The sequence below is a fragment of the Carboxylicivirga sp. genome, from assembly GCF_982718395.1.
In genome coordinates this window covers 1-12,797 of the sequence record NZ_CEXQWX010000169.1, presented here as the reverse complement: position 1 = coordinate 12,797, position 12,797 = coordinate 1, and the positions used below count along the sequence as shown (strand labels likewise).

The window sequence follows — 12,797 nt, the reverse complement described above, 5'->3', positions numbered from 1 at the left end:
AGTATCAAACTTGTTTGAATAATGCTGAATGGAGCAATAATCATGTAATAAATCTTTTCCGAAATGAATGCATAGTGGGTCAATGACTGCTGCAGCCAACGGGGTTTTTCCTTAGTTTTTGTTCACAAAGAATGATGTTTATAAGTAGTTCACGATTGCCGCTTCGCTTTAATTCACCTGAAGGAAAAAGTAAGTCGCCGAAGGCAAGGTAGGAATGTGTTTGATGTATTTTGATTGCTTTGAAATTGCAGTAGTTGCTCGATCGGAACTTTTACCTGTCGTGAGTAAAAACTTCTCTCCGCAAAAATGTCAATCGATCCATAATTACTTCAAATCCATTGTCAGCATCCACACCGACTTGCCACCATGCACCAATTCCTCCATTATAAGATCAAACAGAAGTAATATAAATAACACCTTAACAATAAAACTACATATTACATCTTGCAATTAGGTAATGATATGCTTAATTTGCTTTAAGTTAACCGCAAAGCAACCAAACCGTGAATAACAGTATTTTTATTGATATAGGTCAGCAACTCCGAAAAGTAGACCTGGAACTAGTATCACACATGCATTACATGGATGGTGCGACTACCATTGAAATGACCAACGACACCAAAATTATCTGTTGCACATCGCTAAAAGAATTTCAGCTACACCTCCCTGGTCATTACATCCGGGTTAACCGTAATGTCATCATTAATGTAAAACACGTAACTGCCTACTACAAGCACAACCAAATGGTAAGCATGGACAACGGACGTAATTTTACCGTTACCCGCCGTAATGTTCCTCAACTGGTTAGCCAAATGAAAATACATTTTACCTTGGTAAAATAATCTCAACTACCACTTATCTTAAAAATCCGACCACTTAATCACTAAAATAAACCAGACTTTGGCATCTTTTATTATTGCGTGATAAATTGGGTTATCATTAATCAGACCCGGTTGTTGTGATGCAATATGTTTCAAGTACATAGTAAACGTCATCTGGCAGATGCAGATCAATTGAAGGTTACTAATAGATTATTAAGAAAAATGCCGCCGACATCAATATTAGATGATGGATGAGCAAGGCTACACTTTCGTGAGGTTTGCTTTTATGATTGAATGCAATTGTCGGGGACACTGGTTGGTTTTATGAGGAATTAACAAAAATGAAAACATTAAGATGATTACTTAAATGGCAAATTTTGAAATAGCATTTAGAAAGACCATGCAAAATGAAGGTGGCTTTGTTTTGCATAAAGTAGAGCATGATTCAGGAGGATGGACTTTTGCCGGCATTGCTGAAACCTATAATCCGAACTGGCCTGGCTGGAGTTTAGTAAAATCAGGACGTAAAGATGATCCTGAAGTTACCCGTATGGTTAAAGAACTATACAAACAAAAATATTGGAACAAAGCTAGGTTGGATGATATTGATAGTGATTTAATTGCCTATAACATTTTTGATTTTGGTGTAAATGCCGGAGTAGGTACTTCTGTTAAAATTGCACAACGTATTGTTGATGTTACACCTGATGGTGGCTTGGGCTCCATTACCCTAAATGCTATTAATGCTTATGATGAGCAAACTTTTGTTCAGGCTTTTTTTATAGGCAAGGTGGCTCGCTATAATGCTATAGTGGCCCGAAACAGAACTCAACAAGAATTTCTTCATGGCTGGCTTAACCGGGCATTTAAGACCTTATCGTTATGACATTACCAATAGGAAAAATAGTAAGTGGAGTAGTTAATACTATTGATGAGCTGCACACCTCGAAAGAAGAGGAAATGAAAATAGCTTTTGATGTAAGAAAGATTGAACATGATGAAAATATTGGACAAATAGAAACTAATAAAATTGAGGCTTCTCATAAATCAATGTTTGTTGCAGGTTGGCGTCCTTTTATTGGATGGGTTTGTGGCACCGCTCTCTTATATAATTTCATTGTTAAAGATTTAATAGAGTACTACTTAGCTATCCGCCATGAAGATGTGCCTAGCCTACCATCATTGCAAATGGAACAACTCATGACAATCTTATTGGGTATGCTTGGTTTGGGTGCTGCGCGTACAGTTGAAAAAATAAGAAAAGTGAATTCAGATTCCTTAAGCAATTCAGGAGAGAAGAATAAACAACGAAATGGCTTCTTAGGTGGGTTTTTTAAAGGAAAGAATAATTAAACTTATTAATGTCGAAATTATATGTAATGAATAAGGTTATTAATTGCAGATAATAAAATAACAATCTTCTAGTCCGAAATAAAACGCCATAATGCTAAGCAAAAGATAGAATATGGAAGAACTTGAGAAAAAGAAAATTCAAACAGAGATTGATCATATAACTGCTCTCACAGAAGAGTTGAAGTCAAAAAATACTTTAAATGAACAAATCGCGCATAATCGAATTAAGCGATGGATGGGTAGCATTTTGTCCCTTATAAGTGTTATTGCTGCAATAATAGGAATAATCATCCCGTTAAATAATTTTCTTGTTGAGAGTAATAATAAGCTACAATACGAATTGAATGAAAATATGATTAATTTAGTTGATAATCTTGACTCTCAATCAAAATTGATACAACTTCGTTCAATGATTCTATTAAGTTATTATGAAGAGAATTCACTAAAAGTATTACTGTTTCAACTTTACCAGACAAGCCCCGAAGATAAAGTAATGCTATATAATATTATCGATTTGATAGTTGAAATATTTAAGGTTAATAATAAAGAAGTTAGGAAGCAAATAGATTTTCAATTAGATAGACTATTTGAAAGGTTAAACCCAAGTGGAGGGGTAGAAATATATTTAGGACCGTTAGAGAACTTATTTATCACAATCCAAAAACTACCTCTGAAGAGAAAAGATTTATATTGGTTAGATAATCTTATTGAAAGATCAGAAAAAGAATTAGATGATTATGAAAAAGAGTTAAATGATCATGAAAAACAAGATCTTATTACCGTCCGATCAGAAATTAACAAGTGTAAAAAGTTAAGAAGAAAAAATGGACATTGATAAACAAAAAATAATAATCGCAATGTGGAATTATCGATATTTAATTGTCGTTATCATACTAGTATTTAATTCTTATACATTGCTTTCTCAGTCTGATAGTTATGGTTCTGATTTCTATTTAGTAAGACTTCATGCTGATTTAGAAAATGACGCAGTAAGAATGAGTATTGTTAATTGGATGAATGAAGATTTGAAAAATAACACAAAGTTGAAGTTTGCAAATCAAGGGATACGGAGACACTGGAATAAAGCGAAATATGATGAATCGTTTAGAAGGAATTATTACTTAAAAACTACTCAAAATATTGATTTTTATTTGGTATCTGATGTTATTAAAGAGAATGATTGGTTTTTTTTGAAGTGTTCTTTATATGATGCAAATTTTAAAAAGGTCCCTAATACAGAATTTGTTAGGTTAGTTAAAAATAATCGAACCATGATAAGGGATATTAGTGGAGAGGTGATTGATGAACTCATCTTTTTCAAACAGCATGGCACTTTTAAGAGTACCATATTGGTTCATGATTTTGATTTTGATCCTTCAATTGAGCATTTTATCGTTAAAAGATTTACAGAATCGCTCGTATACAAATTATTAAATGATGGTACATTGAGTGCTAAGTATTGTATCCTATATAATCCAATAAATATAGAAGATAAAAACACATTGAAAGGTCAACTTTATGATTTTGATAAACAAGTTGAGGGGATTGGTAAAGCCTCTTTTCAAATATATTTATGGGATGACATGGAGCAGTTTACCGTGAGAAGATTAAATAAAGATGATATTTATGAACAATTTGACTATATAAAAAATGAAATACAAAAATGCATCGAGAAACTGGAACGTAAGAATCACTAAGATCTTGCCTTTTTATATTTTAATGGCATTATTATGTATGCCTAAGAATATGTCAGCTCAATCAAGAGATAAAATATCTTTAATGTTTAGTAAGTTTGATCGAACTGATAAAAGATTGTTTCATTCTACAATTCAATTGGATTTCGAGAGTATTTTACAACTATCACTCTTAAACCAGGAATATGATTATTGGCAAAAGACAGATCAGAACTATAATTTTTCCAAATGGAATCAGATTTATGTGGATTCAATTAGCCCAGATGTAATAGTTTATGGATCTTATGCACTTTACGAAAACTCATACGAAGTTAAAGTTAATTTGTTTTTTTCAAGACACAAGAGAACAAAGCATTTAGAGGTTTTTGTAGGGGATTTAAATAATCCATATTTGGGGTTATCAAATTTAAGTAAAAACATTTCCATATCAATTGATGATTTACTATTAAGGGCTTCGAATGAAAAGAAAGTTGCAATTATTTGGAAAAGTCCTAAAAGAATTGATAAAAAGTCATTTTATTTTGAATACTATAGCAAATTGACTACAGATTTAACAACAAGTATTGATAATCAATTGGGATTTCAAATTATACCTTGGGAGCAAGCAATTAAATATTATGGGAGTAGTATTCAGAATGAAGAAATTGTAAGTGAATTAGATATTGATGGGTTGTTGGTCGGTGTTATGGAGCAGACCAGGGAGAATAAACTCAAAATTAGCCCAGATTTTTATTATATAAAAGATGACACAACTAAAGCTTCACTTAAATTGAATGAAATTTCTGAAGGTTATTATGGTAATATCCCATTTATAGATCAATTAGTGTTCCGGTCAAATAACTTTTTTAAAAATGTTGTAAAAAAAAATAGTGACTGGAATTTTAATCCATATTTACAAACTGGAGAAGTATTTAACGACTTTATAAATCTTGGTGATACTTATGCTGAAAAAAAACTACCAAGTATTTCTAACTTTTATCTATTACAAGCACAAAGCATTAATAATAACTCTTCAGACCTACATACGAAAATAGCACATAATTATCTTGAAATGGGTAGATTTGAAGAAGCCAGACAAGAGTTCTCAATGGCTTTAGAAATAGACTCTTCAAAAATTGATAATTTCATTAATCTATATAATTTATATATAAATCAAGGCGAGTATGAATCAGCTTTAAACTTGGCGAAAAGAACTATTAGAAAATGGCCAAATGAAATTAAGTCATTGGAAATGTTGGGCATTTCAAACTATTATAACGAGAAATATGAAGAAGCAAAGAGTAATCTGAATAAAGCTAAAGATATTGATACAACAAATGCAAATGTCTTTGTTTTTTTGGCTTTTTCACAGCAGGCCACAAATCAGTTTGAACAAGCAGTAGTAAACTTGAAAAAGGCAAAGCATTTGGATTCAGAAAAAATAATCGATTATAATTTTTATATAGCGAGTACATTGATTGAAATGTCTTTAGGCATGATGATGGAAGACGATTATGCGAGTGCGCTGAAGTATATGGAAGAATCCCAGAAATATTACCAATTTGACTATTTAGTAGACCATCAAATATTGGTTTATCTGCTAAATAACAATCTAAGCAGGGCAATAGAAATTTTTAATTTTAATCTTGAATCTGGCTATTATGATGAATCTATTGATTATTATAATTTTGCCCTATCTATCAGGACTGCATTTCTAGCTGATTCATGTACCTGTAAGTATGAGAAAGAGTATGGAGAAGAAATAATCAAGTATATCAAAAAACATCTTCAGCATAATCCTGAAAGGGCAGATGCAAATTTTATAATTGGTAATACCTATAGTTTTCTCAATAAATCAAACTTGGCATTAGAATATTTACAAAAAGCATATGATCTTGATAAAAATAACAAACAAGTTATACTCGATTTATGTGAAGGTTTGTTAATCAATGGCTATCCTGAACGTTCCATTGAGATATATGAAGAGGTGGCTAATGATAGACTTATAACAGATCAAGAATTAAGAGATGGTATTATATTGGATTTGATACAAATAGGCAATATTGCAATTGTTGAAAAAAGATTAGAAGAAAAATTAGTAAATAGAATAGAAAAAAGTATCCAAAAAGGTGGTAAACCATATAATTGGTATTTTGGTTTATTCAGATCATGGGTCGAGAATAATTTTGACTCAGAATTGGAATCCGATTTAGTCCACTTAGTTACTAAATTAGAGGAGCTCGGGAATATATAGAATAAAGAGTGGAAACCTTTTAAATGTGAAAGAGTATGCACAGTGAAGCATAAGCCTTAGAAGGTTGTCATCAAATTGAGTATACCTATCAGGCGATATACTTTATGGATTAGAATGAAACCATTACTGTAAAAGGCTTTGTGACAAAGGATAATATTTAGGGTAGATGTACATCAAAGTTTAACTTGTGAGACATTACATGGGAAATATGTGATGATAAAATTCATTGGTTCTGAAAAGAAGATATTGCACCTTACTCACTTTATGTTTCAATGGTACATGATGTCCTTACCTAATATTAAGCGCTGTGGATTTATGACAAGAAAGAAGCTGATGTGTTTTACAATATTTTGAAGGAAGTTGACTACTTGTCATCTCCATTTATAAAGTTGGCAAGGATTTTAGAATTGTGTTCTTTGAGGTGGACATAAATACCAAAACCATTAAGAGGAACAGTCAAATTACTGGTGAATTGTTAGGAACAATATTAACATTAAGAAAATAGTCTCACTCAACAAAACATAAATTACCAAATAAACGGCTCTCCAATACCTTCCGGATTTAGGCCAGCTCCATCATAAATACTCATCTTTCACTGCCAACTTTGCACTAAACACTTTTTCTCCTATCTTGCTTTCTCAAACACAACCAACCCATGATACTGGTCTATAAATTTTTCAGAGAGAGTTTTTTATTTGCCGTTAATGCCTTACGCACCAATAAGCTGCGTACTATATTAACACTATCAGGCGTTACCATAGGTATCTTTTCTATTATATCCGTTTTTACTTTAATCGATTTTCTGGAGAAGCAGGTTCGTGAGAGTATTGAGTCGCTGGGTAATAATGTGGTATACATTCAAAAATGGCCATGGACACCACCCGAAGGAGAGAGTGAATATCCCTGGTGGCGCTATATGAACCGGCAAGTTCCTTCACTAGATGATTACGAACAAATCAAGCGACGCTCTCAAATTACCCAAGCTGTTTCATATGTGATGTCTTCGCAAAAAATGCTGCAACACGAAGACAACTCCTACGATAATGTGGCCGTAATGGGCGTTTCAGAAGATTTTGATGCCATCTGGACCTTTGAAATTGCTAAGGGACGATACTTTTCACCTTACGAAGGTAATAGTGGTATGGCCGTTGCCATTATTGGAGCTGAAATAGCTGACGAACTCTTCCAGGGAGCCGATCCGATTGGTAAACGCGTTAAGATGATGGGGCGCAAACTAATGGTTATTGGAGTAATACAGCGTCAGGGGTCCGATATTTTTGGCAATAGTCTGGATAAAAATTTGATCATCCCCGTTAAATATGCCCGCAACCTGTTTAATCTGCGCAGTGAATCAGTCAACCCAATGATATTGGTAAAGGGTAAGGAAGGCTATACGTCTGATGATATGGTTGATGAATTAACAGGAGTGATGCGCGCCATTCGGCGTATTAAACCAAGTGGTGACAACGATTTTGCCCTGAATCGCATCAGTCTCATCCAGAAAAATTTCGATAGCCTCTTTGATTTTATTGATCTGGCCGGATGGTTTATCGGTGGTTTCTCCATATTGGTTGGAGGTTTTGGTATAGCCAATATCATGTTCGTTTCTGTTAAGGAGCGTACCCGCATTATTGGTATCCAGAAAGCATTAGGGGCCAAACGTAAGTTTATACTGATGCAATTCCTTATTGAAAGCACAGTTCTGTCATTATTGGGCGGATTGGCCGGTCTCTTGATCATCTTTGGCATAGCCCTTTCAATTGCTATTGCTTCCGAAACAGAAATGGCCCTTACACTCATCAATATCTTTAAAGGAATAGGTATTTCATCATTTATTGGTATTGTATCAGGTTATATCCCTGCCTGGAAAGCTTCAAGGATGGATCCGGTTGAGGCCATTAATGCAGTGTAGAATAGATTTTGTATATTAATAGACCTGACAGGTTTTTGAAAACCTGTCAGGTCTAAATAAATAAAAATGCAAAAGATCGAACCTTTTATTCCTGGTGCATACTATCATATTTATAATCGCGGAATCAATAGTTGTAATCTTTTTGAAAAGGAGGAGAACTATTATTACTTTCTCAATCTTTATGAAAGATATATTAAACCAATTGCAGATACCTATGCCTGGGTTCTAATGCCTAATCACTTTCATCTGTTATTGAGAATAAAAGAAAAAGAAAATAATGCAAAGCCAGTTCATCAGTACTTTTCAAACTTATTCAATGCCTATTCAAAAGCCTTCAATAAATTTTATGAGCGTCGCGGTGCATTATTTGAACGTCCATTTAAGAGAAAAATAATAGATAATCCCGGCTATTATAAGCAATTAGTTATATACATTCACCAAAATCCGGTTCATCATGGATTTTGCGCTCACCCTATAGAATATGGATGGAGTAGTTACTTGACATGTATAAGCAGTAAGCCAACTAACCTGAAGCGCGATGAAGTGATTAATTGGTTCAATTGTAAGAAGAGCTTTAAAGAAGATCATAAACAAAAGCTTGAAACAGCTGATATAAACAATTGGTTGGAGATTTAGCTGACCTGTTTAAGAGTAACTTTTCTCAAATCAACCATTCAACAAATCACCAATCCAACACTCACTCAAATCATTATTCGAAACAAAACAGGACCTATTCTTTTTACTAATACATTAGAAACTTATCTTGTGTTATGCATCTAATATCTTACATCTGAAAATATATTTCTAACATCATAAATAATTAACACCATGAACTTACTTTTAATCTCCAACTCAACCATGGCTGGTGAAGCCTATCTTGATTATCCAAAGCATGATATTGCCAATTTCTTAGGTACAGATAAAGTGAATTGCCTGTTTATTCCTTATGCTGGTGTAACAGTCTCATTCGACAATTACGAAGCTAAGGTTAAAAGCCGCTTCAACGAAGTGGGACATGATGTGGTCTCCATTCACCATTTCGATGATCCCGTAAAAGCAGTTGAAGATGCTGAGGCAATTGTTGTTGGGGGTGGAAGTACCTGGCAATTGCTTCGCATGATTCACGATAACAAATTAACGGAATCTATTTGCAAAAAAGTGTTGGCAGGTGTTAAGTATATCGGATGGAGTGCTGGCTCAAACCTGGCTTGTCCAACCATAAAAACCACTAACGATATGCCTATAATCGATCCGCTTGGATTTGATGCACTCAATCTTATTCCTTTCCAGATCAACCCGCATTATCTCGATGCAAACCCAGAAGGTCATGGCGGTGAAACGCGCGAAGAGCGTATCCTTGAGTTCTTGGAGGTCAATAAGGAAACAACAGTGGCAGGCTTGCGCGAAGGATGCATGTTTACATTTATCAATGATCAGATTGGCTATAAAGGAAAACTGCCGTTGCGTGTGTTCCAGTATGGCAAAGAACCCTACGAAGTTCAGCCCGCCGGAGATTTTAGCTTCTTAATGTCTGAATAAAATTGTTAAGATATCTTTAATAATAGTAAAACTATCATAAAATATCAGAAGAGCCAGCCAAGTGGCATATGTTTTGCTTTTCCTGGGGCTGATAATTATAATTTTAGGAAGCTATGAAGGATTTTTTTAAAACTTACAAAAATGACATCCCCGCGGGGTTGGTGGTGTATCTGGTTGCACTGCCACTGTGTTTAGGTATTGCACTGGCATCTGGTGCACCATTATTCTCAGGAGTCATCTCCGGTATCATTGGTGGTATTGTCATCGGATTTATGTCAGATTCAAGATTAAGCGTTAGTGGTCCTGCAGCCGGATTAACGGTAATCGTATTTTCGGCGATTGCAACATTAGGATCATTTGAAACTTTTCTATTGGCAGTATTAATCTCTGGTATTATTCAATTGGTTTTGGGTTATGCACGTGCCGGTATTATCGGGCACTTTTTCCCATCATCAGTAATTACCGGGATGCTTACAGCTATTGGATTAAGTATCATCTTAAAGCAAATTCCGCATGCTTTTGGATATGATCTTGCAGGCATTGATACAGCTGCATTTGAAGATAAATACGGTCAAAATACCTTCTCTGCATTATATTTTATGTTGGCTGGTATCCTTCCCGGAGCAGTAATTATTAGTGTTTTGTCAATGGGAATTTTATTATTCTGGGATACAAAAGCTATTAAGAACAATAGTGTACTAAAACTGATTCCCGGGCCACTGTTAGTAGTCGTTTTAGGAGTTGTTCTAAATGAGATATTTAAAGCCGCAGCACCATCGTTGGCTTTAGGAGCAACACACCTTGTTTCCTTACCTGAAATGAATGGATTTAGTTCTTTAATCAGTGAGTTGCGTTTTCCTGATATCAGTGAAATTACCAATACAGATGTCTGGGTAGTAGCCTTTACTATTGCCATTGTTGGTAGTTTAGAGTCACTTTTAAGTCTCGATGCAACCGACAAGCTTGACCCTGCCAAGCGAATTGCAAGTCCGAATCAGGAATTAAAAGCTCAGGGATGGGGTAATATGTTGGCTGGTTTAGTTGGTGGTCTCCCGATGACTGCAGTAATCGTACGTAGTTCGGCTAATGTTAACTCAGGAGGTAAAGGGAAATTCTCAGCTGTATTTCACGGGGTTCTACTATTATTAAGTGTGTTGTTTTTTGCGCCATACCTTAACTATATACCTTTGTCGGCTTTAGCTGCTGTACTGATACATGTCGGATTGAAGTTGAATAAAGCATCGATATACAAGGATGCTATCAAAAAAGGAGTAAATCAATACGTACCTTTCTTTGCAACCATTATTGTTATTTTGCTGACAGACTTGTTAAAGGGAATTACCTTCGGAATTATAGTTGGCTTTATCTTCGTTCTGAAGTCTAACTTCCGCTCAGGTATCGTTCTGTCCAATGTTGGGAATAATTACTTGATTCAGGTATCGCGTAACCTCTACTTCTTTAATAAAGCACAATTGCGCAGAACATTGCAGCATTTACCAAAGGATATCAATTTATTAATTGATGGAACCGAAGTTGATTTTATAGATAATGATATACTTGCCGCTGTTGAGGATTTCTGTTCGTCTACAGCTGAGCAAAACAATATCAAAGTCACTATTAAGAAAAGTGAAACAGCTGCAATTCCGATGTTCAGGAAAGAAGTAGCATAATTTCATGGACTATTGTATATCATGTAAATAGTCTTGATACTTAATACTAACATCTAGATACTTATTATTATGAAATCATACGATCAAATATTCCTGGCAAACAGAGCTTGGGTTCAAACAATAAAGAATGTTGACGAAGATTATTTTAAAAACTTGTCATTGGGGCAATCACCCAAGTATTTCTGGATAGGTTGTGCAGATAGTCGCATGTCACCAACAATGATAACAAGAAGTAAACTGGGCGAGTTATTTGTGCATCGCAATGTAGCGAACCTCGTTAAAGAAGATGATGAAAATTTTATGGCATCTCTTCGTTATGCAGTCGATTATCTCAAAGTAAAACACATTGTGGTGGCAGGACATTACAGTTGTGGTGGTGTTAAAGCAGCATTCGATGGTTTGCAAGACCCTTACCTGACTAAGTGGATTGACGATATCAAACAAACTTTAGACGCCAATGAAGCTGAGATTGCAAATATTGGGGATGAGACACAAAAACTGAATCGCCTGACTGAATTAAGTATTATCAAACAAGTCGATAAGCTGGCTTCGATGGATATTATAAAAGATGCCTGGGCCAAAGGTCAGCGTTTGTTTGTTCATGGATGGATTTTCAATATATCCACAGGCGAACTGAATTCTCTTAAAGAGATTCATCCTGATGATATGAACACAAAATAACACATTGAGTAATTTTAGCTCACTTTAGGTTGTCTCATTATTGGGACAACCTTTTTTTATTCATGCTTGTTAGTTCAATTGATAGAAGTACATAGAGTGTTGATTTTATGCGTCTTGTCAAATATGTTAATTTACATCATGAAAATGTCTTGGTACTTTGTACTCAGTACTTGATACTTCATTATTGATATAACCTAACAATCTACTTTCATTATGGCTGAAAACAAAACAAAAGCAACAACAGCTGATGCTCGGGCATTTATCAAAGGCGTAGAGCACGATCAACGCCGTGAGGATAGTATGGTTATTCTTGAGCTGATGGAGAAACTAACGCAATGTAGACCCGTGATGTGGGGAGAGTCCATTGTGGGTTTTGGAAACTATACCTATAAGTACGCAAGTGGTCGAACCGGCGATTGGTTTATTACCGGATTCTCGCCACGGAAACAGAGCCTCACCGTATACTTAATGTATGGTTTCAATAAAGTTCAACATTTGCTCGATAAGTTAGGCAAGTACAAAACCGGCAAAGGTTGCTTATATATTAATAAACTAAGCGATGTCGATATGGAGGTTCTCGAAGAACTAATTATGGCAACCATTGAAGCACACCAAAGAAATAGGACTAGAAACCAGGAGTGATTGATAGTACCAGTGCATAAAATGTTTTCAGGATTTATATCAAAGACGGGAGTAGTTCACAACAATATTCCACAATTAATATTCGAAAAGCTTAAAGTTTTTTGCATTCAGAAATAACTAGTATTCAATACAGTATTACTAAACCTGATAATTGTCATGCGAAAAACATGAATCAGACATTTGGATATTAAAAAAACTCTCTGTTATTTTGCACCCGCTTTTGAGGACAATGGTTCATCTGAAAGGCACGGC

General features: G+C 34.8%; 12 protein-coding genes. All 12 read left to right on the top strand.

Features of this window, described 5'->3' with window-relative positions; translation table 11 throughout:
• Positions 1-503: 503 nt before the first annotated feature.
• A complete protein-coding gene (locus tag AC4MRQ_RS21480) occupies positions 504-842 on the top strand; it encodes a LytTR family transcriptional regulator DNA-binding domain-containing protein (protein ID WP_491199780.1) in 339 nt (112 codons plus the stop codon).
• Positions 843-1,188: 346 nt separating this feature from the next.
• On the top strand, positions 1,189-1,707 hold the full coding sequence (locus tag AC4MRQ_RS21475; protein WP_491199779.1) for a glycoside hydrolase family 108 protein: 519 nt from the start codon (positions 1,189-1,191) through the stop codon (positions 1,705-1,707).
• Positions 1,704-2,174, top strand: a complete 471-nt coding sequence (locus tag AC4MRQ_RS21470; RefSeq protein WP_491199778.1) for a 3TM-type holin — start codon at positions 1,704-1,706, stop codon at positions 2,172-2,174. The genes AC4MRQ_RS21475 and AC4MRQ_RS21470 overlap by 4 nt, the downstream gene beginning before the upstream one ends.
• 112 nt (positions 2,175-2,286) lie before the next feature.
• Complete coding sequence (locus AC4MRQ_RS21465) at positions 2,287-3,009, top strand: hypothetical protein (protein ID WP_491199777.1); 723 nt, start codon at positions 2,287-2,289, stop codon at positions 3,007-3,009.
• The gene (locus tag AC4MRQ_RS21460; protein ID WP_491199776.1) at positions 2,999-3,871 is read left to right on the top strand and encodes a hypothetical protein; all 873 of its coding nucleotides are present in this window, start codon (positions 2,999-3,001) and stop codon (positions 3,869-3,871) included. The genes AC4MRQ_RS21465 and AC4MRQ_RS21460 overlap by 11 nt, the downstream gene beginning before the upstream one ends.
• Entirely contained in the window at positions 3,825-6,101 is a 2,277-nt protein-coding gene (locus AC4MRQ_RS21455) for a tetratricopeptide repeat protein (RefSeq protein ID WP_491199775.1), read from the top strand. Before AC4MRQ_RS21460 ends, AC4MRQ_RS21455 begins: the two co-directional genes overlap by 47 nt.
• A 655-nt stretch (positions 6,102-6,756) precedes the next feature.
• Complete coding sequence (locus tag AC4MRQ_RS21450; protein WP_491199774.1) at positions 6,757-8,013, top strand: ABC transporter permease; 1,257 nt, start codon at positions 6,757-6,759, stop codon at positions 8,011-8,013.
• 66 nt (positions 8,014-8,079) lie between these two features.
• Positions 8,080-8,649: a transposase gene (locus AC4MRQ_RS21445; RefSeq protein WP_491199773.1), complete on the top strand. Its 570-nt coding sequence runs from the start codon at positions 8,080-8,082 to the stop codon at positions 8,647-8,649.
• Positions 8,650-8,841: 192 nt separating this feature from the next.
• The gene (gene pepE, locus AC4MRQ_RS21440; protein ID WP_491199772.1) at positions 8,842-9,552 is read left to right on the top strand and encodes a dipeptidase PepE; all 711 of its coding nucleotides are present in this window, start codon (positions 8,842-8,844) and stop codon (positions 9,550-9,552) included.
• Positions 9,553-9,665: 113 nt separating this feature from the next.
• Positions 9,666-11,222, top strand: a complete 1,557-nt coding sequence (locus AC4MRQ_RS21435) for a SulP family inorganic anion transporter (protein ID WP_491199771.1) — start codon at positions 9,666-9,668, stop codon at positions 11,220-11,222.
• A 69-nt stretch (positions 11,223-11,291) separates the two neighbouring features.
• The gene (locus AC4MRQ_RS21430) at positions 11,292-11,903 is read left to right on the top strand and encodes a carbonic anhydrase (protein WP_491199770.1); all 612 of its coding nucleotides are present in this window, start codon (positions 11,292-11,294) and stop codon (positions 11,901-11,903) included.
• Positions 11,904-12,116: 213 nt separating this feature from the next.
• Positions 12,117-12,545, top strand: a complete 429-nt coding sequence (locus AC4MRQ_RS21425) for a DUF1801 domain-containing protein (RefSeq protein ID WP_491199769.1) — start codon at positions 12,117-12,119, stop codon at positions 12,543-12,545.
• Positions 12,546-12,797: the final 252 nt, after the last annotated feature.

What these genes read in the sequence shown, in the direction of transcription:
- AC4MRQ_RS21425 (WP_491199769.1), top strand. Translation starts at nt 12,117, where the DNA reads ATGGCTGAAAACAAAACAAAAGCAACAACAGCTGATGCTCGGGCATTT.
- AC4MRQ_RS21455 (WP_491199775.1), top strand. Translation starts at nt 3,825, where the DNA reads ATGAAATACAAAAATGCATCGAGAAACTGGAACGTAAGAATCACTAAG.
- AC4MRQ_RS21465 (WP_491199777.1), top strand. Translation starts at nt 2,287, where the DNA reads ATGGAAGAACTTGAGAAAAAGAAAATTCAAACAGAGATTGATCATATA.
- AC4MRQ_RS21450 (WP_491199774.1), top strand. Translation starts at nt 6,757, where the DNA reads ATGATACTGGTCTATAAATTTTTCAGAGAGAGTTTTTTATTTGCCGTT.
- AC4MRQ_RS21475 (WP_491199779.1), top strand. Translation starts at nt 1,189, where the DNA reads ATGGCAAATTTTGAAATAGCATTTAGAAAGACCATGCAAAATGAAGGT.
- AC4MRQ_RS21445 (WP_491199773.1), top strand. Translation starts at nt 8,080, where the DNA reads ATGCAAAAGATCGAACCTTTTATTCCTGGTGCATACTATCATATTTAT.
- AC4MRQ_RS21430 (WP_491199770.1), top strand. Translation starts at nt 11,292, where the DNA reads ATGAAATCATACGATCAAATATTCCTGGCAAACAGAGCTTGGGTTCAA.
- AC4MRQ_RS21470 (WP_491199778.1), top strand. Translation starts at nt 1,704, where the DNA reads ATGACATTACCAATAGGAAAAATAGTAAGTGGAGTAGTTAATACTATT.
- AC4MRQ_RS21435 (WP_491199771.1), top strand. Translation starts at nt 9,666, where the DNA reads ATGAAGGATTTTTTTAAAACTTACAAAAATGACATCCCCGCGGGGTTG.
- pepE (WP_491199772.1), top strand. Translation starts at nt 8,842, where the DNA reads ATGAACTTACTTTTAATCTCCAACTCAACCATGGCTGGTGAAGCCTAT.
- AC4MRQ_RS21460 (WP_491199776.1), top strand. Translation starts at nt 2,999, where the DNA reads ATGGACATTGATAAACAAAAAATAATAATCGCAATGTGGAATTATCGA.